The sequence below is a fragment of the Streptomyces sp. CB02980 genome (assembly GCF_014451325.2).
In the GTDB taxonomy this organism is placed as follows: Bacteria; Actinomycetota; Actinomycetes; order Streptomycetales; family Streptomycetaceae; genus Streptomyces.
Genome location: NZ_JACSCH020000035.1, coordinates 1 through 20,148, shown reverse-complemented (window position 1 = coordinate 20,148; position 20,148 = coordinate 1). Strand labels below are relative to the sequence as shown.

Annotated in this window: 20 protein-coding genes and 2 pseudogenes; 9 read left to right on the top strand and 13 right to left on the bottom strand. The window is 68.1% G+C overall.

All coding sequences use genetic code 11. The annotated features are described in order from the left end of the window. Nucleotides 1–12 precede the first annotated feature (12 nt). On the top strand, nt 13–1,353 hold the full coding sequence (locus tag E0F75_RS39025; protein ID WP_229315789.1) for a hypothetical protein: 1,341 nt from the start codon (nt 13–15) through the stop codon (nt 1,351–1,353). A 211-nt stretch (nt 1,354–1,564) separates the two neighbouring features. On the opposite strand, the gene E0F75_RS39020 is transcribed toward E0F75_RS39025, so the two are convergent. The 3 genes from E0F75_RS39020 to E0F75_RS39010 all read right to left on the bottom strand — a co-directional run bounded on the left by E0F75_RS39020 (nt 1,565) and on the right by E0F75_RS39010 (nt 4,795). Beyond that, nucleotides 1,565–2,332, bottom strand: a complete 768-nt coding sequence (locus tag E0F75_RS39020) for a glucose 1-dehydrogenase (protein ID WP_229315788.1) — start codon at nt 2,330–2,332, stop codon at nt 1,565–1,567. 65 nt (nt 2,333–2,397) lie between these two features. Continuing rightward, the gene (locus E0F75_RS39015) at nt 2,398–3,420 is read right to left on the bottom strand and encodes a zinc-dependent alcohol dehydrogenase family protein (protein WP_229315786.1); all 1,023 of its coding nucleotides are present in this window, start codon (nt 3,418–3,420) and stop codon (nt 2,398–2,400) included. Nucleotides 3,421–3,559: 139 nt separating this feature from the next. Beyond that, complete coding sequence (locus tag E0F75_RS39010; RefSeq protein ID WP_229315784.1) at nt 3,560–4,795, bottom strand: MFS transporter; 1,236 nt, start codon at nt 4,793–4,795, stop codon at nt 3,560–3,562. A gap of 137 nt (nt 4,796–4,932) precedes the next feature. Here E0F75_RS39010 and E0F75_RS39005 point away from each other — a divergent pair, with 137 nt between their 5' ends. After that, nucleotides 4,933–5,886, top strand: coding sequence for a helix-turn-helix domain-containing protein (locus E0F75_RS39005; protein WP_229315783.1), 954 nt, complete (start codon nt 4,933–4,935; stop codon nt 5,884–5,886). A 210-nt stretch (nt 5,887–6,096) separates the two neighbouring features. Then, the gene (locus E0F75_RS39000) at nt 6,097–6,360 is read left to right on the top strand and encodes a DUF6233 domain-containing protein (protein WP_229315782.1); all 264 of its coding nucleotides are present in this window, start codon (nt 6,097–6,099) and stop codon (nt 6,358–6,360) included. A 25-nt stretch (nt 6,361–6,385) separates the two neighbouring features. Here the strand turns inward: E0F75_RS39000 and E0F75_RS38995 are convergent, their stop codons facing one another. Both E0F75_RS38995 and E0F75_RS38990 read right to left on the bottom strand, forming a co-directional pair. Beyond that, a complete protein-coding gene (locus E0F75_RS38995; protein WP_229315780.1) occupies nt 6,386–6,577 on the bottom strand; it encodes a hypothetical protein in 192 nt (63 codons plus the stop codon). Nucleotides 6,578–6,625: 48 nt separating this feature from the next. Beyond that, nucleotides 6,626–7,495: a Ku protein gene (locus E0F75_RS38990; protein ID WP_308189659.1), complete on the bottom strand. Its 870-nt coding sequence runs from the start codon at nt 7,493–7,495 to the stop codon at nt 6,626–6,628. 279 nt (nt 7,496–7,774) lie between these two features. Here E0F75_RS38990 and E0F75_RS38985 point away from each other — a divergent pair, with 279 nt between their 5' ends. Together E0F75_RS38985 and E0F75_RS38980 are read left to right on the top strand one after the other, a co-directional pair. Beyond that, nucleotides 7,775–8,896 carry a tyrosine-type recombinase/integrase gene (locus E0F75_RS38985; protein WP_308189658.1) on the top strand — a complete coding sequence of 374 codons (1,122 nt, stop codon included), beginning with the start codon at nt 7,775–7,777 and terminating at the stop codon, nt 8,894–8,896. Nucleotides 8,897–9,033: 137 nt separating this feature from the next. Next, nucleotides 9,034–11,373 carry a site-specific integrase gene (locus E0F75_RS38980; RefSeq protein ID WP_229315776.1) on the top strand — a complete coding sequence of 780 codons (2,340 nt, stop codon included), beginning with the start codon at nt 9,034–9,036 and terminating at the stop codon, nt 11,371–11,373. A 67-nt stretch (nt 11,374–11,440) separates the two neighbouring features. Here the strand turns inward: E0F75_RS38980 and E0F75_RS38975 are convergent, their stop codons facing one another. After that, a complete protein-coding gene (locus E0F75_RS38975) occupies nt 11,441–11,704 on the bottom strand; it encodes a hypothetical protein (protein WP_229315775.1) in 264 nt (87 codons plus the stop codon). Between the two features lie 6 nt (nt 11,705–11,710). On the opposite strand from E0F75_RS38975, the gene E0F75_RS40250 reads away from it, so the two are divergent. The 3 genes from E0F75_RS40250 to E0F75_RS38965 are packed head-to-tail and all read left to right on the top strand — an operon-like array spanning nt 11,711 to nt 12,579. Beyond that, the gene (locus E0F75_RS40250) at nt 11,711–11,842 is read left to right on the top strand and encodes a hypothetical protein (protein ID WP_267500071.1); all 132 of its coding nucleotides are present in this window, start codon (nt 11,711–11,713) and stop codon (nt 11,840–11,842) included. Between the two features lie 52 nt (nt 11,843–11,894). Next, the gene (locus E0F75_RS38970) at nt 11,895–12,131 is read left to right on the top strand and encodes a hypothetical protein (RefSeq protein WP_229315773.1); all 237 of its coding nucleotides are present in this window, start codon (nt 11,895–11,897) and stop codon (nt 12,129–12,131) included. Beyond that, the gene (locus E0F75_RS38965; protein WP_037652294.1) at nt 12,118–12,579 is read left to right on the top strand and encodes a hypothetical protein; all 462 of its coding nucleotides are present in this window, start codon (nt 12,118–12,120) and stop codon (nt 12,577–12,579) included. The genes E0F75_RS38970 and E0F75_RS38965 overlap by 14 nt, the downstream gene beginning before the upstream one ends. A 69-nt stretch (nt 12,580–12,648) precedes the next feature. Here the strand turns inward: E0F75_RS38965 and E0F75_RS38960 are convergent, their stop codons facing one another. The 6 genes from E0F75_RS38960 to E0F75_RS38935 form a co-directional block, all read right to left on the bottom strand. Continuing rightward, complete coding sequence (locus tag E0F75_RS38960) at nt 12,649–13,050, bottom strand: DUF5958 family protein (RefSeq protein WP_037652292.1); 402 nt, start codon at nt 13,048–13,050, stop codon at nt 12,649–12,651. 2 nt (nt 13,051–13,052) lie between these two features. Continuing rightward, entirely contained in the window at nt 13,053–13,679 is a 627-nt protein-coding gene (locus E0F75_RS38955) for a DUF6000 family protein (RefSeq protein WP_229315771.1), read from the bottom strand. Between the two features lie 53 nt (nt 13,680–13,732). Beyond that, nucleotides 13,733–13,993, bottom strand: a complete 261-nt coding sequence (locus E0F75_RS38950; protein WP_229315770.1) for a hypothetical protein — start codon at nt 13,991–13,993, stop codon at nt 13,733–13,735. A gap of 82 nt (nt 13,994–14,075) precedes the next feature. Continuing rightward, entirely contained in the window at nt 14,076–15,269 is a 1,194-nt protein-coding gene (locus E0F75_RS38945) for a hypothetical protein (RefSeq protein WP_229315769.1), read from the bottom strand. Between the two features lie 309 nt (nt 15,270–15,578). Further along, nucleotides 15,579–17,075: a hypothetical protein gene (locus E0F75_RS38940; RefSeq protein WP_229315767.1), complete on the bottom strand. Its 1,497-nt coding sequence runs from the start codon at nt 17,073–17,075 to the stop codon at nt 15,579–15,581. Between the two features lie 398 nt (nt 17,076–17,473). Next, nucleotides 17,474–18,229, bottom strand: coding sequence for a hypothetical protein (locus E0F75_RS38935; protein WP_229315765.1), 756 nt, complete (start codon nt 18,227–18,229; stop codon nt 17,474–17,476). A gap of 681 nt (nt 18,230–18,910) precedes the next feature. On the opposite strand from E0F75_RS38935, the pseudogene E0F75_RS40840 reads away from it, so the two are divergent. Next, nucleotides 18,911–19,162: pseudogene (locus E0F75_RS40840) on the top strand (Tn3 family transposase); the annotation flags it as partial. A gap of 432 nt (nt 19,163–19,594) precedes the next feature. Here the strand turns inward: E0F75_RS40840 and E0F75_RS38925 are convergent. Next, a pseudogene (locus E0F75_RS38925) lies at nt 19,595–19,895 on the bottom strand (DUF4158 domain-containing protein); the annotation flags it as partial. Nucleotides 19,896–20,148: the final 253 nt, after the last annotated feature.

Genomic DNA, 20,148 nt, shown 5'->3' with positions numbered 1-20,148 from the left:
TGGGCGCGTCTAATGTCCGGCATGACCCTACAGCCGTCATCGTCCCTGTGGCGCTTCGTCGACGAGGACGACGCCAACGCGCTGACCCTCATCGTGGACACCCCAGCTGGCCCTCACACCCGCCGCGTCCCGCCCGCCCTGCCGCTTCCGCTGAACGTTGAGCACGGTCCTGCTGCAGAAGAAGCGGCACACAGGGCCGCAGCCACCTGGGGCATGCCCGACTTCGTGTTCCAACAGTCCGCGCACGCGACCAAGGGCTCAGGACGGCGGGAGCTTGGTGACCGGCTCCTCCTGGCTGGACGGCGCGGCGCAGTCGTGCAGGTCAAGGCCCGCACCATCCCGCCCAAGCTGGATGCCCAGGAAGCGGGCTGGATCCAGAAGGTCGCGGCTAAGGCAATGAGCCAGGCCAAGGGCACTGTGCGGCAGCTGCGCATGCTTCCCGCGGACATGGTCAACGGCCGTGGCCGGACTTTGAGCGTCGACGGCAACGCTCACGAGTGGGTCGCGGTGTTTCTGCTGGACCATCCCGGCGTCCCCCATGACACTATCGCCACGTGGCAGCCCATCGGCATGCCCGCGATCGCGCTGACCCGCCGCGACTGGGACTTCCTCTTCGACCAGCTGCGTTCCACCACTGCGGTCCTCGACTACCTCTTTCGCGCCGCCGCCGAGCCCCCTATTCCCCTCGGCGAGGAACCGGTGCGCTACTACGAGTTCGCCGCCGCCGACGCCGTCGCCCCGCCCCTTGAGGTCGACACCGACCTCGTAGGCCCTGGCGGCGTGCCGTTCTCCACGCCGCTGCTGCCACAGGCGCCGGCGGGTGCCAGCGGCACCAACGCCCATCTCATGATCCGCATCATGTTCGAGGACATAGCACTCAGTCCCCTGGCCGAGCCGCTGACCGAGGCACACCGTTTCACGATGCTCTGCGACCTCGACCTACTGCCCGTCGGAGCCCGGGCTGAATGGGGCCAGCTCCTACTTGACATGCTCAACGACGTCCCCGATGTCGCCGAGGGCTATAGCAAGTGGCGCTTCCGTCGCATGGTCCACGAGGACGGAACCCGCCAGCTCATCGTCGGCGCCACCGCCGACTTCGACGCGGCAGCCCAGACAGCCTTCGCGGCGTACGTCCAACTGCGCCACCACGAGGTCACCTCACGCACCACACGCGCCGAGGAGTTCTCCACCCTCGGCATCCTGCTTACCCCCCGCCACGACGGCCGACGCCCTTGGGACACCAATACCATCCGCGTACAGGGGCATCTCGATCTGCCCGAAGACGAACTTCACCTCTTCCGCGAGGCATGGAACCGCACCCCGGAAGGCGGGCCCGCCGTAGCTGCCGGCTGAGCCCGACGGGGCCGCCCCACAGTGCCGCTGCGGCGTCGGTGCTGCTCGCGTGAGAGACCTGCCACGGCCTAAGGCGCTGGGACAGGGCCTCAAGGATCATCCTGTGCACACGCTCAGGCGACGTGGTAAAGATCTTTCCCGCTACCAGCCCGGCTACGGCAGCCCACGCTTACACCAGGTCGGTGACCTGCGAGGTCAGCAGGAAACGACCTCAGTGGGTGGTGAAGCCGCCGTCCACGGGCAGGGCGACGCCGATGACGAAGGCGGCGCCGGGGCTGCACAGCCACAGGACGGCGTTGGCGATCTCGTCGGCGGTGCCCAGGCGGCCGATGGGCTGTTCCTTGATGATCTCGGCCATGGCCTCTGCCTGGCCTTCGAGCATGTCGGCGACCATCGGGGTCTCGATGACGCCGGGGCAGACGGCGTTGATGCGGATGCCCCGGGGGGCGTATTCGACGGCGGCGCTCTTGGTCAGTCCGATCACGCCGTGCTTGGAGGCGTGGTAGGCGGCGCGTTCGGGCAGACCGACCAGGCCGCCGAGGGAGGAGCAGTTGACGATCACGCCGGAGCCCTGGGTGCGCATCTGGCGCAGTTCGTGCTTCTGGCACGTCCAGATGCCGCGCAGGTTGACGGCGTTGACGCGGTCGAAGTCCGCGGCCGTCTCGTCGGCGGCGTCGGCGGGAGGAGCCTGGATGCCAGCGTTGTTGAAGGCCATGTCCAAGCGGCCGAAGGTTTCCACCGTGCGGGCGACCATGGCGGCGGCCTGGTCCTCGTCGGCGACGTCGCAGCCGATACCGAGGGCCTTGTGGCCGGCGTCGGTCAGCTCCTTGGCCGCTCGCTCGGCGGCCTCCTGGTCGAGGTCGGCGAGGACGACGGCGGCGCCGGCCCGGGCGAAGGCGCGGGCGGTGGCCAGGCCCATGCCGGAGGCGGCGCCGGTGACCAGGGCGACCTGCGCGGTGAAGTCGTAGGTGGGGTTCATCAGTGAGGGGTCCTGTTCGGTGTGGGGGAGGTGACTGGAGTGAGGCGGGGGCCGCGCGGGGTGGCTCAGGGGCGCAGGAGGGCCTTGATGGCGCGGCGCTCGTCCATGGCCTTGTACGCCTCGGCGGCCTGCTCCAGCGGGAGTTCGAGGTCGAAGACCTTGCCAGGGTCGATCTTGCGGTCCCAGATGAGCTGGATCAGTTCGGGCAGGAACCGGCGCACGGGGGCGGGGCCGCCTTCCATGTGGATGCCGGCGAGGAACAGTTCGAAGCCGGGGATGTGGACGTCGTAGTTGACGCCGACGAAGCCCATGTGGCCGCCGGGACGGGTGGCGCCGATGGCCTGCATGGTGGATTCGCGGGTGCCGACGGCCTCGACGACCGAGTGCGCGCCGAGTCCGCCCGTGAGCTCCTTGATCTTTGCCACGCCCGCGTCGCCGCGTTCCTCGACGATGTCGGTGGCGCCGTAGAAGCGGGCCAGCTTCTGCCGCTCGGGGTGGCGTGACATCGCGATGATGCGCTCCGCGCCCAGCTGCTTGGCGGCCAGGACCGCCATCAGGCCGACGGCGCCGTCGCCGACGACCGCGACGGTCTTGCCGGGGCCGGCCTCGGCGGCGACGGCGCCGTACCAGCCGGTGCCCAGCACATCGGAGGCGGCCAGCAGCGAGGGGATCAGGTCCTCGTCCGGCTGCCCGGGGGTGGCGACGAGGGTGCCGTCCGCGTACGGGATGCGGGCCTTCTCGGCCTGGGTGCCGATCGCGCCTGCCACGAACACGCGGTGCACGCAGCCGGACTGGTAGCCCGCCTGGCAGATCTCGCACGTGTTGTCGGAGATGACGAACGACCCGACGACGAAGTCACCCACCTGTACGGTCTCGACCTCGGAGCCGACCTCCTCGACGACGCCGACGTACTCGTGACCCATGAGGGTGTGGTCGGCGGGCTCGATTCCGCGGTAGGGCCAGAGATCGGAGCCGCAGACGCAGGTCGCGGTCAGTCGGATGATCGCGTCGGTCGGCTCGATGATCTTCGGGTCGTCGCGGTCCTCGACCCGGACGTCGCCAGCGGTGTGCATGACTACTCCGCGCATGGTGGTTCTCCTTGCTTGGTGTTCTCGGCGCCTAGGGCGCCTGTGTGTGATCAGGAAGGCACGGCTTCCTGCGAAATGAAGGGAAATGTTCCGGTGTGGCGTGTGGGTGCCGCCGCCCTGCGGTCTCGCAGCTGGTGCCCTAGCCGAGGGCGGGGCGGCTGCGGCGCTTTTGGATGAGCGCGATGGTGATCGTGGGCAGGAGGGCCAGAGCGGCCATGGCGGCTCCGGCCATGGCCGGCCCGGCGGCTCGGAAGGGCGAGTCGAGGGTGAGCCCGGCGATCCAGGAGCCGGCCGCCGTGCCGAGGTTGAACGCCGACACGGTCAGGGCGGAGCCCAGGGTGGGGGCCTTGCCCGCGAACCGGACGCCGAGGGCGATCAGCACCGGGGTGCCGAGGAAGCCAACCAGCCCGAGCAGGGCGACCAGCAGCACCGTCGGCACGGCGAAGGCAGACAGCAGGCCGAGCGCCAGCAGGACCACTGCGGCCGACGCCGCAGCCTTGATCGTGGTCGCGTACGGGCGGGCGTCACCGGCTCGGCCGCCGACGAGGAAGCCGGCCAGAGCGCCGACACCGAATCCGACGAGGACGAGCGGCACGAGACCCGCGGCGATCCCCGCCCGGTCGGTCAGCAGCGGAGCGATGTAGGTATACGTGCCCAGCACGCCGGCGCTCGTGGTGGCGCAGGCCGCCAGCACCAGCCAGAGCCGACCCGAGCGCAGCGCGGACAGCTCCGAGCGGATCGACACCGTCTGCCCGCCGCGGGTCTCGTTCGGGACCGAACGCGCGATCAGCGCCATCGCGGCCACCGCCAGGACGGCCAGGATCCAGAAGGGGCCGCGCCAGCCCATCAGCTGCCCGGCAAACGCGCCGAGCGGCACGCCGACTACGTTGGCAAGCATGGCACCGGAACCGACCACGCCCACGGCGCGCGAGCTCGCGGCCGGGCCGGCCGCCCTGGTGGCCACGACGTTCGCCACCGCCCAGAACGCCCCGGTCGCCAGCGCGGTCAGGAACCGCGCGGCCAGCAGCAGCCCGAAGCCGTCACCGACAGCGGCGATCACGTGTCCTGCGGCGAAGACGCCCAGCGCCAGCACCAGCGTCCACCGGGCGGGCAACCGCAGGGTCAGCATCGACATCAGCGGCGCACCGATGATCATCCCGACCGCGAACACAGTGATCGCCAGACCGGCACGGGCCACGCTCACCTGCAGGTCGCCCGCGATCTCCGGCAGCAGACCCGCCACCACGAACTCGGTCGTGCCCATCAGGAACGTCCCCAGAGCGAGCACGTAGACCACGCCGGGAAGCCGGCGCGAGGTAGGGGGCCTCTCCTCGGCGCGGTCGTCGACGGGGGCGTGGAGGGTCGCTCCTTGCATGGTGAAGCTCCAAAGGGGTGTCACTGCGGGGTTGTGCATCCCAGAGAACCTGTATTCACGCAGGTCAGGAAGGTCGCGGTTATAGGGGGTACAAGCTCTACCTCCCATATCCACGCCGCGCGCCTACCGTGGAAGACATGGACAAGCGACCCGACAACGCCTCCGACATCCGGGACTTCCTCGCCACCCGGCGTGCCAGGATCACACCGGAGCAGGCCGGGCTGCCCACCAGCGGCCGGCGCCGTGTGCCCGGCCTGCGGCGCGAGGAAGTCGCCGTTCTCGCCGGCGTCAGCACCGAGTGGTACACCCGCCTGGAGAAGGGCCACATCAACGGCGTATCCGAAGACGTCCTCGACGCAGTCGCCCGCGCACTCCACCTCGACGACGACGAACGCACCTACCTCTTCGACCTCGCCCGAGCCGCCCAGCCGGCCAGCCGCGCACCCCGGCGCCGCAAGGCCGTCGACGTACCGCCCCGCGTCCAGTGGCTGCTCGACTCCATGACCCTGTCCGCGGCCTTCGTCACCAACGGCCGCCTCGACATCGTCGCCACCAACGCACTCGCCCGGGCAGTCCTGTCACCCATCTTCAACAGCGACACGGCCGACGACCGCGGGCGCCCCAACTTTGCCCGCTACTACTTCCTCGACCCGGGCGCACAGCACTTCGTCGCCGACTGGGACCAGGCCGTCACCATCACCGCCGCCCTGCTGCGCGCCGAGGCCGGCCGCTACCCGAACGACAAGGCACTACGGGAACTCATCGGAGAGCTGTCCACCCTGAGCACGGAGTTCCGTACCCTCTGGGCCGCCCACGACGTCCGCATTCACCACGGCGGCGTCAAGACCTTCAACCACCCCGATGCCGGCCTGCTGGAACTTACCTACCAGCCGCTTGACCTGCCGCTGTCCACCCGGGAGGCGCACTCCCTGACCATCTACACCGCCGAACCAGGATCTCCCAACGAGGACCGCCTCAAGCTCCTCGCCAGCCTGGCAGCCACCCCTACCGGCCCCCAAACACCGCCTTCCCCCACTGCTCCTTCAGACCGCGGGGACAGGGCAACGGGCATCAGCGACGTGCCTCAGTAGTGGAGCCGGGGCGGTCGACCGCGCGCCGTCGTGTATCGCCCGATCAAGCGATGGCGCCACACCTGTTGCAGTCGGTACCGTGAGCTGATCGGCGCTGAGCTGCACGAACGCCTGCGATCACGCTCACGCCACAGATCCAGCCCCAGAGAACCCGCTGTGCCAGCAACATCAGCGAGAGGCGGCCGAGCAGCAGAAGCGCCCGGGTGCCTGATGTCCGACCTGCCGCCAGACCTTCCACGACTCCGGACCCTGGAGCACTGGCTCGTGGTGTCCCTGGAACGGGTCCGGCACTGGATAACCGAGCGTGCGGGCGGGCGGCCTGTCGCGGACAGTGTCCACATCGGCGACTGCCGGCTCGCCGCACCTCACCGGAAGCCGCTCAGCCGCGAAGAGGCCCGCCGGGCGCTGACTGACGGCGGGATCCGGGCGTGCGAAATCTGCCGGCCCGACTCCGAACTCGGCATCCTCGACTGACGTCCCGACGCCGAGGCGGCGTCTATCAGTCCGTGGGGAGCCGTCGGGCCAAGTTGGCGGCAAGCTGGCCGGCGGCTTGTCCGCGGGGTGTGAGGTCGAGTGTCTCCAGCAGCCGCATGTACCCGACCGTGTCCCGGGCCTCTGTCGCGGTCAGCAGGGGCAGGCGGGGCTCGTCCACATCCGGGTAGTCGCCGAGCACGGGCTCATCAGTCTCCACACGGCGATCAACCCCTGGCCGCGCCCCCCAGGACACGACCCGAACGGGTCAGGCGGTCTTCCGGCGGGTCGTCTTCTTCGCTGCGGTCTTCCTGGCCGTGGCCTTCTTCGCGGCCGTCTTCTTCTTCGGCTTCGCGGGCATCTCGTGCACGGTCGCCTCGCCCCCGTCGGCACTCTCGCCGCGGCGTTCGCGGGCGTCGGCGACGGACTTCTCCAGCGCGGCCATGAGGTCGACGACCGGCGCGGCCGTCTTCTCCTTGCCCTCGGCGTGTTTCGGGGCCCGGTGCTCGGCCTTCGCCTCGATGACCTCGTGGAGCGCCTCGGTGTAGCGGTCGGTGACGTCCAGGTCGGTGAGGGAGTCGACGGTCATCGTCTCCATCAGCTCGAGCGCGCCTTCGATCTCGTCGTCGGTCAGCTCGGTCTCGGGCGGGGTGATCTCCTCGGAGGAGCGGATCTCATCTCCCCAGTGCAGGCCGGACAGGAGCAGGGCGCCGCCGAGGGGGCGGAGCAGGCCGAGTCGTTCGCGGCCGCGGAGGGCGAACTTGGCGACGGCGACCTTCTCGTTGCGCTCGAGCGCCTTGCGGAGCAGCACGTACGGCTTCGCAGCCACCGGTCCGTCGGCGGTCAGGTAGTACGAGCCGGCGCCGTACTGGACCGCGTCAACGGAGGACCGGTCGATGAACGCCACGATCTCGATCGCCTTCGCCGTGGGCAGCGGCATCTCCGCCAGGTCCTCGTCCGTGATCGGGATGACGAGGTCCTTGCTGATCTCGTAGCCCTTGCCGATCTCGTCCTCGGTGAGGACCTGGCCGTCGATCTCGCACGTCTTGCGGTACCGGATCCGGCCACCGTCCTCCACGTGCACCTGGCGCAGGGAAACGTCGTGTCTCTCGGTCGCATTCTCCAGCTTGATAGGCACTGTCTCGTTGACTGAACTAAGAGCGGTGTATTCGCAGGTCAGAAGCTATTTCTGCTAGCTTCCCGGCCATGTTTGAGACGGGTTGATTCCGCCCGGGATCTGGCCAGCTTCATGCTGCCGGAATCCGGTGGGCTGGTTAAGACGGACGATCCGGCGAGGCCGTACGTGCTGCTGGACAGAGACGGGGCCGTCGTGAGGTCGAGACCCGCGAGGCCGCTCTGCGCCCCATACGGCAGCTCCTAGAGAGCCCGGGCCGGGTTCTGTCCTTCCTGGGAACCGGTGAGCGCCTTCTTCGCCGAGCTGCAGGCGTGTGGGCGGCCGACGTCTACCGTCCGTTCGTATGGGATGGACCTGCTGCGCTGGTGGCGATTCCTGGCGGGTTGGGGGCTGGCGTGGGACCGGGTGACGCGAAGGGATGCACGGGACTTTGCCCGCTGGATGCAGGTCGCTCCCAAGCCGGTCCGCGTCCACTGGCGTCGGCGCGCACAGGGCGACTCGCTCCCGATGCCGCCGGGCCGGTTGGCGGGGGTGCCGAATCCGGTGACGGGCAAGGCGGCACCGGGGCCGATGTACTCGGCCAGGACACGCGTGCACGCTGAGGCTGTGCTGCGCGCGTTCTACGCCTTCCACTTGGAGGAGGGCACGGGCCCGATCATCAACCCGTTCCCCACCGGACGGGAACGCCGCCGTCCCGCCTCCGCCGGCGGGCCCCTGCGGGCGACGGGCGGCGGCCGCTACCGGCCGAAGGTTCCCTCGACGTTGCCGCGGCGGATCCCCGACGGCCTGTTCAACGATCTGTTCGCGGCGCTGCGGCACCACCGGGACCGCGCGCTGGTGGCGTTCTGGGTGTCCAACGGGACCCGGGCCGAAGAGCTGCTGACGAGCCGCCAGCGTGACCAACTGCCGGGCGAGCAGCTGCTGGGGGTGATCCGCAAGGGCACGCGGGCCTACCAGCAGCTGCCCTCGTCACCTGACGCCTTCGTGTGGCTGCGGCTCTACCAGGAGGAGTCGTGGCGGGCGGGGGTCCCGCAGGATCCGGCTGCGTCGTTGTGGTGGACGTTGCGACGGCCGTTTCGGCCGCTGAACTACCACGCGGCCCGGGCAATGCTGAACCGGGCGAATGCGCTGCTCGGGGCCAACTGGACGCTCCACGACCTGCGGCACACGGCCGCGTACCGGATGGCCCGGGACCCGCAGCTGGCCTTGACCGATGTGCAGTGGATCCTCGGTCACGCTCACCTGACTACCACCCAGGTCTACGTCCCCGCAGGCCGTGACGAGATCGTGGAAGCCGTACGCGCGCACCACGTCCGGCAGGAGCGGCTGGCCCGCCTCCCGGCGGTGCCCGCGGCCGGGTACCGGGCTCAGGCTCTTGACGATCTGTTCGGAGGATCCTGGTGAAGGCCCGCATTCGGCACCTGACCGGCACGACCCCGGCCGGCCCCGGCGAGCGCCCGCGTGTTCCCCGGGCCGTGGGCGGTCCACTGGAACAAGCACGGGCCCGGTTTCCTGCCCGCGAGGCTGGGAGGCAGTGGCCCATGACGTGCAGACCCGTCGATGAGGTTCTCGCTGCTGTGCAAGGACCGCCGTTCGATACGGCTGACAGGACCACCCGCTGGTACCGGGTCGCCGGGGCTCGCGCCATCCTGATGTGGCTGTCCGGATTTCCCGGAACGAGCTGGCAGGAACGGTGGGAGCCATCCCCTGCGGCGGCCTGCCCTCGTCGGTGGGGCGAGGAGGGCCACATCTGGGTCGCATCGGCCACCGGCGTGACGCGGCGGGGCACCGTGCAGAGCGGGCTGCTGGCCTTGGCCAGTGCGGACGTGGTGCGTCTGTCTCTGCAGTGGCTCGTCGGCCACCGCAGCAGTCATCTGCGGGTCGTCGAGGCAGCTCGTGACCCGGTCGGCTTTGCCCAGTTGAAGGCGCACGTCGACCCGGACCGGTGGGCGACGGTCGGGGCTGGCAGTGCCCGTCTGGCCTTGGCCAGGATCATCCTGGCCAAGGGCGGCAGGCTGGCGGACATCACCGTGGGAGATGCCCTCGAATACGCCACCGCGGTGCGGGCAAGGAGCGGTCGAGGCAGCGCGAACACACTGTTCTACTCCTGGCTGCGGGAACTCGGCCATCTGCCGTCCGACGCGCCGGTGACCCTGCGATTCGTGGGCAGGGTCACCGGCCAGCTCACCTGCGAGCAGCTTGTGGACCGGCACGGGGTGGAGAACGCGCCGATCAGAGCGTTGCTGATCGACTACCTGGAGGAGCGCCGGCACCGGCTCGACTACAGCTCACTGGACAACCTCGCCCGGGCTCTGACCAGGAACTTCTGGTCCGACCTCGAACGCCACCACCCCGGCATCGACTCACTGGATCTTCCGCCCGCTGTAATCAGCGGATGGAAGGAGCGCCTGCGGACACGCATCCAGCGGCGCCGACGCCCGGACGGCACCGTCGAGGAGACCGTGGTCGAGCGGGCCGATGTGGCGCTGCAGATGATGAACGTCCGCGCGTTCTATCTGGACATCGCCCGCTGGGCGGTGGAGGAACCGGCCCGGTGGGGGCCATGGGCGGCGCCGTGCCCGATCAAGGAAGCGGAGACGCTGGACCGCAAGCGCACCAAGCGGGTCAAGGCGCGCATGGACCAGCGCACCCGCGAACGCCTCCCCGCCCTGGAGATCTTCGCCCGCGCCGCTGCCGACCACCACCGCCACCGTTTGGCTTGCCTGCAGGCCCTACTTGCCGCGCCTACTGGATCAACGTTCACGGCTGGGGGCGCCGTCTTCACCCGCACGAAGAACGCCGTCACCGCCAGCGCCCGCGACGCGTGCGGGAAGTTCATCTACTTCGACGTCGCCGAGCGCCGTGCGTTCTGGGCCTGGGCAGCGGTGGAGTTCCTGCGGCACACCGGTGCGCGCATCGAGGAGATGCTGGAAACCAGCCACCCCGCCCTGGTCCAGTACCGCCTACCCACCACCGGCGAAATCGTTCCCCTCCTCCAGATCGCCCCGTCCAAGACCGATCAGGAGCGCGTCCTGCTCGTCAGTCCCGAGCTCGCAGACGTCCTGTCCGCCGTCATCCGGCGCGTCCGCGACCCCCGTACGGGCGCCGTCCCGCTGCTGGCCGCCTACGACTACGAAGAACGCACCTGGAACCCGCCCGCCCCACTTCTGTTCCAGTGGAACCGCGGCGGCGAGCGCTCCCGCATGAGCGGTGAGTTCATCCGCCACACGCTGAGCGAAGTTCTGGCCTTCATCGGGCTCACCGACACCACCGGCAAACCGCTCGACTTCGCACCGCACGACTTCCGGCGGATGTTCATCACCGACGCCATCCGCTCCGGACTCCCACCCCACATCGCCCAGGTCATCGTCGGCCACAACAACATCAACACCACCATGGGCTACAACGCCGTCTACCCCACCGAGACCATCGAAGCCCACCGCGCCTTCCTCACCCGCCGCCGGGCCCTGCGCCCCGCCGAGGAGTACCGCACCCCCACCGACGCCGAGTGGGAGGACTTCCTCGGCCACTTCGAACGCCGCAAACTCTCCGTCGGCACCTGCGCCCGCGCCTACGGCACCGCCTGCATCCACGAGCACGCTTGTGTCAGATCCTCGCTCCTCCGGCCTGATCCAACCCAACGGTCACGGCTGACTGACATCCGTGACAACCTGATCGCCCGGATCGCCGAGGCGGAGCGGGAAGGATGGCTGGGCGAAGTCGAGGGCCTCCAGGTCAGCCTCGCCGGCGCGCAGAGCAAGCTGGACCAGCTCGATGCCGAAGCAGCCCGCCGACCCTCCACAGTCGATCTCGGCATGCCAACCTTCGCCGACGTCGCCATCCGCACCACCACTACGTCGACGGACCAGCACCGTCCCTGAAATCCATGGTCGCCACGAAGCTGAACTGCCTACGCTCCAACTCATGCGAACTGTCTTCGTGTTTCCCTCAGGTGAGCGAGCCGAGACCGTCGCCTCGCTCAATCGGCATCTGCCCGAGTAGCGCAATCCATGGACTCTGGACGGCAACCTCTACATCGACATCGACGATGAGCAGACCGGCTACCTCTTCTCCGATTGAGATCCCGAGGATGTGGCGATCCTCGAAGCGGCCGTCGGACATCACCCCACTTGGGCGGTGCAGATCGACATCTCCGGGCGGATCGACGGCACCGCAGAGGTTCACCGAATGATCGCGCTGCTGCTTGAGCATGGAGGCGTGGCAACGGACGACTACCCCCCCCACCCTTGGACCCTGCCGGAAATCCTGTCTGGAGCGGTGATCGACGGCCTGCGGTTCTTCGACTTCCGCGGCTACCACGAGCTCAACCGCGAGCACGGGCGCTCCTGACTCTGTCCGCTGCTCCCTCCTGCGCCCCGACCCCGCCCAGCGCGGCCGCCTGGTGGAGATCCGCGACAACCTCCTCGACCGGATCGCCGAAGCCGAGAAAGAGGGCTGGCTCGGCGAAATCGAGGGCCTGCGCGTCAGCCTCGCCAGCGCCGAATCCAGAATCGACCAGATCGACTCCGCGCCCGGCAGCGTGGCGATCAGCCTCGGCATGTCGCGCAAGGCCCCGGCTCACCCCGCCCAGAAGGAGGGAGCAGCGTCGCTGAGACAATCGCGGGATGATCAGCAATGAGATCCGGTTCGATTGCCAGCACCGTGACGACAGGGGTCTGCTCGTGGTCGTCCCTCACATCGACGGAGCACCACTCACCGAGCTGATCGATGAGTACGAGATCGCGGCCGGGATGCAGCCTGCAGGTGATGCCTACGGTGGTCTGATTCCGGAGTTCTTCCGGTTCGGCCCGATGCAGGACCACTTCCTCGGACTGTCCACTAGCGCGATGGGGCCGAAGACCCCCGTCCTCGGTTGTGAATGCGGTGAGTGGGGGTGCTGGCCGCTCATGGCCCGCATCACCGCGACAGCGGATCTCGTAACCTGGGACGCCTTCGAGCAACCCCACCGCAAGACCCGCGACTACGTGGCATTCGGTCCGTTCCAGTTCGACCGCCACCAATACGATGGCGCCTTGCAGGCCCTGAGCGCGGTGATCGACTCCGCCGCCGACGACACGAGCGCATGAACACTGCCGTCAGTCCGTCTTGCCGCACATGGAGTCCAGGGGCGGAGGCCAGCGGCGGGGGACTCGTCCTCACCCGTCGGCGACGGGCAGGTTGTGCCACCAGTGACCGCATCCGCCGGAGCAGAAGCGTTCGCGGCGCCGTTCGTCTGCGACCGCGAGGACCTTGACCAGCAGCCGGAACGCCTTGCGTCGTTCGTCGACAGGGGTGAGGCCGGCGATCTTCCCCAGTTGCTGGTCGATCGGGCCGCAGGTGATCAAGACCGCCGGGGTGTGCGTCGGGCGCAGCCCGGCACGTCGGATGCTCTCCGGTCCGTCTTCGGTGACGGCGCGCGCCTGCACGCAGTGGTGGCGCAGGAACAGGAGTATCTCGGCCTGCTCCTCCGGGCTGTGGGTGTCGAACCACTCGATGCCCTGTGACATCGGGCGCAGTCCTTGGGCGAGTTCGTTGAGGATGATGTCCCGCTCGGTCATGATCAGCTCCCGCAGGCCAGCGAGGCGAAGACCTCAGCGGTCTCGTCGACGAAAGCGCACAGTTGCTGCACGGCCTGCCGACAGTCATGCGGGTCGAGAGCCGCCACGGCCCGGACTTCGAGCCATCGGTCCCAGGGACCGGCCGGGGCAAGGAACCGTGTCGTGTACTCGGAGCCGAGAATCTCATCGAGGTACAGAAGCGTCCCAAGGACGACTGCCTGGTCGTAGTCGAGGTCGGGACGCGACAAGTAGTGATCAAGGTATGCGCTGAGCAGTTCGGCATCCGCTGCAGTACCGAACTTCGCAAGGGCGACGCAGTATGCCGCGCCCGCATACGGCCCCTCGCTGGCCAGCAGGAGCCGACCTATGAGCTCGCGGAACTCGGACCTGTGGGCCACAGCAACCAGCCAGGCGGCAGTCTTGCGCTCGCGCCATCCACCCTCGAAGAGGACGCCGAGCTCCGCCGGAGTGATTTCGTACGCAGCCTGAGCCAGATCCCGCACAAACGCGGAGCGATCAACCGGGCTCAACCGGAAAACGCTCCCGCCCAACCGAAGGTATCGCCGATCAGGCGTAACGAACCGCCGAACCAGATCCTGCAACTCGGGATCGCTCTGGACATCACGCATAGCCGCATCCTGGCCCGGGACGGTACTCATGTGCCACAGGTTTGCCGACTGCCTCAACGGACCGTAGTTACTGGTTCAGAGAAGCCTGCATCCGGTGCTCGATGTTCCGCCCCGATCCAGCTCAGCGGCACCGACTCGTCGAGATCCGCGACAACCTCCATGCCCGAATCGTCGAGGCCGAGAACGAAGGATGGCTCGGCGAGATCGAGGGCCTCCAGGTCAGCTTGTCCGGCGCCGAATCCAAGATCCAGCAGATCGATGGAGCGCACCCCGAAAGCCCGGTGATGCTCGGGATGCCAAGGGTCTCTGGCCACGGAGCGAACGTCTCGACCCACACCGGCTCAGCCCGCAACACCTAGTGGGAGCGTCACGTTGTTCCCGGTGCAAGCTAGGGGGTCAGAACTTGGCGAGGCGCTCCGCGTAACAGTCCCCGCACATGTCTTCGCCAGTGTCCCTGACGGTGAGTGCGAGGTCTCCGGCCTGTCGGCAGTAGTCACAGACGCCTTCGTGGTTGACCCCGCAGCCGAAGCAGATGTAGGAGGCCGTGTCGGGCTCGGCGGCGGTGGAGAGGTAGGCGACCGCGGAGTCGCCGCACACCGAGCAGCTGTCGAAGTCTTCGCCGCCTGTGCTGATGACGATGTGCCGGCTCGATCCCGCGTGCTCCCAGGCCGCGTCCACGCCGGTGCCGTAGTCCTTCCCGCAGAAGTGGCACTTCAGGTCCACCGCACCGCCGTCGAGCACGACGGCGTACTGGCCGCACGAGCGGCACGCGACGGTCACGTACTCGTGGCCGCTGAGCTCGTCGGCGATCTCGGCCTTGCGATGCGCCACGTAGTCCTCGAGGTGGTGCAACTGTGCGTTGATGCCGTCCATCTCCTGCTCGACGGTCCAGGCCTCTGCGCGATCCTCGATGTACGGCAGGACATCGAGGCGGAGGAACTTCAGGAGCAGGACCAGCACGGGCAGGGTCCGTGCCTGGACGGCGTCGGCGGTGTCGCTCCAGCCGAGGTGGGTCAGCCGGTTGCGCAGCCTCCCCAGTTGAAGGAGGTCGTCATCCTCCGGGTCGAGGTCGGATTCAAGGGCGATGCCGACGGTCTCGTTCAGGCGCTTGATCGCCTCCTCGGCGCCGCAACTCCTGAATTCGCCAGCCTTGTGTTCTGCCTCGTTGTACTTGTCCGGCTTTACCCAGACGAGCGCGGGGTCGTGCATCTCCAGCCGGGCCTTGAGCAGCACCTCGGCCGCGGTGCGGATGTGGAGCACGGCGTACTTGAGGTCCCTCGACCCGGGCCCGTCTGGGCGAGCGAGGAGTTCGACGGCGCTCAGCAGGAAGTCCAAGCCGTTGGGGAGGGCGGGGAAGTGGAAGTTGTTCACCGCGACCTGGAAGGAGGCCGTCGGTATCGGGACCGCGTCGGGGCGGGCGGAGGGGGCGGGATCCGCCGTCTCCGCCTGGCTGGCGGGGGCTTCCTCCTCTACTGCCCAAGGGGAAACGGCGGGGTGCTCGGCGCGCTCGGCTTCGGTGCGCAGTGCGGCGGCCTTCTCCAGGAGCATCCGCTCGTCGTCGGTCCGGGGGTCGGTGGGGGCGGGGGGCACCCGGTTCTCCAGCTCGGTGGCTCGGGCTCGCAGTTCGGCTGTCGATCCGGATGACTCTGCTCCGTTTTCCCCGTCGTCCGGCCCGCTGCGGTCGTGCATGAACTCCCCTCCTGATCCCCGTCAGGCTATTCGCTCTTCCAGGGAGAATCACGATGAAGCGCTAGGTTGCGTGGTCGGCGGCCGGTGTAGGCGTCGACGACGGATGTCTGTAGCCCGGGCTCGGTGGTCATCCGGAGGGGCGGCCTGCGGTGGTGGCGCACGGCCGGAGCGATCTGTCGATGGAGCCGGTGACTGGTGGCGGAGAGGCCGTTATGGTGCCGCCACGGTTGCTGCTTCGAGACTGCGCGGCTTCGTCCAGGGGTAGGCCGCCCATGCCTCATCCAGGATTGGGTTGATGGCGGGCCGCCCGTCGGCGAGGGCCCGCAGGGACCAGCCTGCGGGAGTCGGCTGCTCGATCTGGGCGAGCAGGGCCTGTTCGAGACCGGGGTCGGTCGCGATGACGGCATCCTCCAGCTCGCTGGCCGGGGCGACCAGCGTGGGGACGTCCGTGGTCGGCAGGGTGTGCCGGAATTCGGGAGTGTTGACGAGGTGGTACGGCTCCATGGTGACAACGAGGCCGAACATCGGGCGGTCGGTGGGGATGTGGGTGAACTTCGCGTGCCGGTCGCGGATCAGCGTCGCGGTGTTGGTGATCTGCTTACCGATGGCCTTGCCCAGCTTCTGGTCCAGCTCGTCGCCGAACTCCTGCTGGGGGCCGAGCCGCAGCTTGGCAGTGGGACGGACCGACTTGACTTCGACCAGCAGCACGAGTCCGGGCAGCACCACGATCCAGTCGACGCTCTTCTCCCCGTTCTTGCCGTAGACGATCTCCGGGTAGACCTCGGAGTCGGGCAGGAGGCGCAATTGCCGGCCGACGTACTGCTCGAACAGATCCCCCAGGTCGCGTGTGAACGCCAAGAACGTCTCGTCGTCCGTGTAGTGGTCGCGGCCGGTGTAGTACAGGCCCATTGGGCTGACCTTGCCCAGCACGGTGGGCGTTACTGGGATCAGGTAGTCGCATCCGTACCCGCGGACCAGCGGGCGGGCCCGCAACGGGTTGGGGTTGTACCGCCGCAGCAGGGGATCGGACGTCAGCAGGCCGTCCGCGACCCGGGCACGCTCCTCTGTGGCGTCGGTGGCGAAGTGCCGCTCCACCACCGTCTGGATAGCCGCCCGGCTGGTCAGGGCTTCGAAGATGGCGAGCTCGTTCTCCGGTAGCCAGGCGAGGTCGAACCGGCCCTGCCGGGTGGTCGCCACGGTGTACAGCAGCAGTCCGAGCCCCACGTAGTCCGCCAGCGGGCAGCCGAGGAGGTCCTGCTCCCACCCGGCGGTGAGGACCTCCAGCGACCTGCTCGGCTTAGTCTGGGCCAGCAGGGCGACACTCCGCGCGAGCTCGGAGAAATCATCCTCCTGCCAGGTGAACTGCTGACCTGCGACCCGGAGCAGGAACCCTTCCAAGCGCTGGCCGATGGGCAGGTGCCGCAGCGGGTCGTCCAGGGCCGCGTGTTGGGCGAGGATCTCCAGCAGGTCGGCTTCGGTGGCCGCCTTCTGCCGGTGCTCGTTGCCGTGGGCCAGCGACACCCAGGCCGCGTCGGCAAGACCCCATGGCCGGTAGAGCCCGGTGCGGTCAGCGGCCCACTGCTCCTTCGTCGGCCGCTGTGCGCTCGTTCGCGCGATCAGCGGCAGGAGGGAGCTGGGCGGGTGCCGGCGGACTCGCTGCACATACTCGCGGTCGGCGACGGGGGAACGGAAGAACGAACGGGCCATGCCCATCATTCTCACCTGCAGGCTGCACCGAGCAGGGCTGATTTTCACACTGCATGCGCGCCCCCGCGGCCCGCAGGCCCGGCCCTCCCTTGTCCAGCGATGAGGGCCAGCGCACGTCTTTTCTGGCCGTCCGTCGCGAAGCCAAGGCGATGGCAGTCCAGCGCCGGTGCCCGCCGCCGGAACCTAGACCCCGAATCGTTCCGAACGGGGCCTAGTTCAGAGAAGTCACGAGACCGAAAGAAATGGCCCCGCTCCAGATCGGACGCATCGGTGCCTCCATCAGGTGCGGCCCCCACCCCTCCAGCCTGCCACCGCCAGCCCGGCCGCCCCAGCGTCGCCGTCGCTGGCGCCCGGACACGCCCTATCGGTGATCGAGGGATTATTCGGCCAGCGAGGCATCACGGATTTAGATAACTTGAGGCTACTGTATCGCTCCCTGTATCCCTGGCGCCTACATCAATTCTGTCCCAAGCGGCAAACCCCGACCACGAGAGATCAGTCGAAATTTCACCGTCACGGTCACTGTCCACTTCTCTGTTTCCGTAATTGTAATCGCCGCCCAAGTTGTGGACTGCCCGGTCCACCTTCACTTTCGCTTCCGGCGTAAACCCCACCCCAAGGACCCTAACGACACGCACTCCCGTTTGTAGCAATTGTATGGACGGACTCATCGGGTAAGGGAGGTGGAAATTATAGACAGCCGGATCGATCCCGTGGCCCTCATGCCCTCCGCCTATCGGGCATCTACCCTTATCGTCGAATCCGTCGAAGTAGAGGGCCTGACAGTTCCAGCAGTTGCGCCAGTTGGGCTGGTTCTTGAACGTGTCATCCCAAATATCCGCGTGCACGAGGTGAAAGTCATAGGTGAATCCGAAGCCTGAAGAATGGGTGCCGAATTCGGAATATGGGCTAGGGCAGATGCCTAGATTGGGTGCATAAAAGAGTACTTGGCAATGCCGGCAGTTCTTCCATTCATCCTGATAAGTGGAGGGGAGAAATGACGGCGCCTGGTTGTAGGTCAGAGTGAAGTCGGGCCCCGCCACACCATGGCCTTCTCCGTCGCGTGGGCAGACCCCCCTATTGCCGTCACCATGCCCGTTGTAGTACAGGCTCTGACATTTCCAGCAGTTCCGCCAGCGGTTCTGTGTCGACATCAGAGGCTCCTTCCTTGCTGCGGCGAATTTCTGATGCGTCCTAAAGTTGCTGGGAAAGGTCCCAGAATCGTGGGATCCACCGGACACACCTCGCACCGAGGGCTGATCGCCGGATCGTCGGCCCGATCTTGGATGGTCCATTTCGCGCGGGTGGTTTCGACGGGACGTTCGGCATGTAGAACGGGCAGCCCACTGCTCGGTGGCCTGGCTGGCATGAACGAGTCACATCCCCGCGACGAGTCTGCAATGTTGACCCCTTCACGGAACCTGCACCGAGGAGGGAATGTGAAGCCGTTGGCTGGCGGTTTATCACGTCTTTCCTGTCGGCGGACGGGGAGTCCCTCTTCCTATTGGAACGCGCACCGACCCGGGATGCACGTCACCCCGGGTGGGGGCAACACTTTGAAACCCTGAAGTCCTCGGTTCAACGACCGAACCAGGACCTGCGGCCTCCTGGGCAGTCTTGGGCGTACCTGCTGCGAGTCGCCAGCGGCCCACTCACTGCCTCCCGCTCTAGTTCAGAGAAGTGACCAGGCCAAACGACACCGCTCCGGACCACAAGGGACGGGGCATCCGTGCTCCTCCAGGCCCCCCTGGACGTGATCCCAGGCTAGGCAGACACGGCCCGTGATCGCACGCTCCGCGAGGACGGTGATCTCACCCATGACCGCTCTCGGCGCCCTCGGCTACAACTTCAGCCCGCGGTTCCGCGACCTTGACGACCAGCGGTTCTGGTGGGCCACGATGCCCGGCGTCGAGAGCGGTACGTACGGCGTGGTGGAGGACCTGGCCCGCAACCGCGTGAACCTGAACAAGGTGATCACGCACTGGCCGGACATGCTGAAGGACGCCGGTTCCCTGGTCACTAACCAGGTCCGCGCCTACGACCTCGGCGCAGCGTTCGCGGATGCCAGGCCGCCCGGCGATGGCGCCAGATCAGTGTGCACGGAGCCCGGCCACGCAACCAGCGATGTAGTCGTCCGCCTCCGCGCCTTGGAGACCTTCGGTCTGAGCGGGGAAACGGCACAGGTCCTCTGCCTTGGATTGGCTGGCGTCCGGCCAGCCGCCTTCCTCATACAGCGCAACGCCCATCTCCCTGCCGTCCCGGTACGCGGGTGTCTCCTCCGGTGGAGTGCCGACGGAGCAGGCCACCGTGCCCACCGCAACTGCGGCAACGACCCCAACACGTGCCAGGAAGCCAGCGCTTCTTCTGCCCGGTTTCTTCCGTCGCACCACTTACCCCACCCCTCGGATCCGAGTTTTAGCAGGTCAACCTACACGTTGCGTATCCCACTCCCGTGACGACCTGCTCGCTTCTTGAGGACGGTGGGTACCACCGTCCGGCTTCCTCCGCCGCCAGTCATGCTGCGGACCCGACACCTGTACAGGTCCGCGCCGCAGCCGGTCCAGCTCCGAGACCCGCTCACCGGGCGGCACGGTCAGCAGTGAGTCCAGCACCGTACGCTGACCGACGTTCAGCAGCCCGTACAGCGTGTCCCACAGCCGCTGGTTCGCCGCCTCCCGCACCGTGCCCACCAGCAGGGCCAGCCGACTCGCCCCCGGCAGCAGCATCCGCCCCTCGCGCAGCCAGCCGGCCGCCGCGTCGAACAACGCCTTCGGCCCATCCGGTCGTCCACGCTCGCGCGTCCAGCCACGCGACCAGCTCCTCGCGGACCTCCACGAAGTCCCGCCAGCCCCCGGCCTCCTGGATCTCCCCGGAGTGCGTACGGGCCGTACCGTCACGCTCGCCGTGCCGCTTCAGGCACGAGGCGTCCGCGATCCGTAGAGGACGTCCAGTACGTACAGGGAGTCGCGCGGGGTGCCGGCCACGACCTTCCCGCCCAGGTCGGCTCTGGTGAAGCCGAGGAGCGCGGCGTCGGCGGCGGTGCGGAGCAGCGGCATGATCTCGTCGGCCGGCC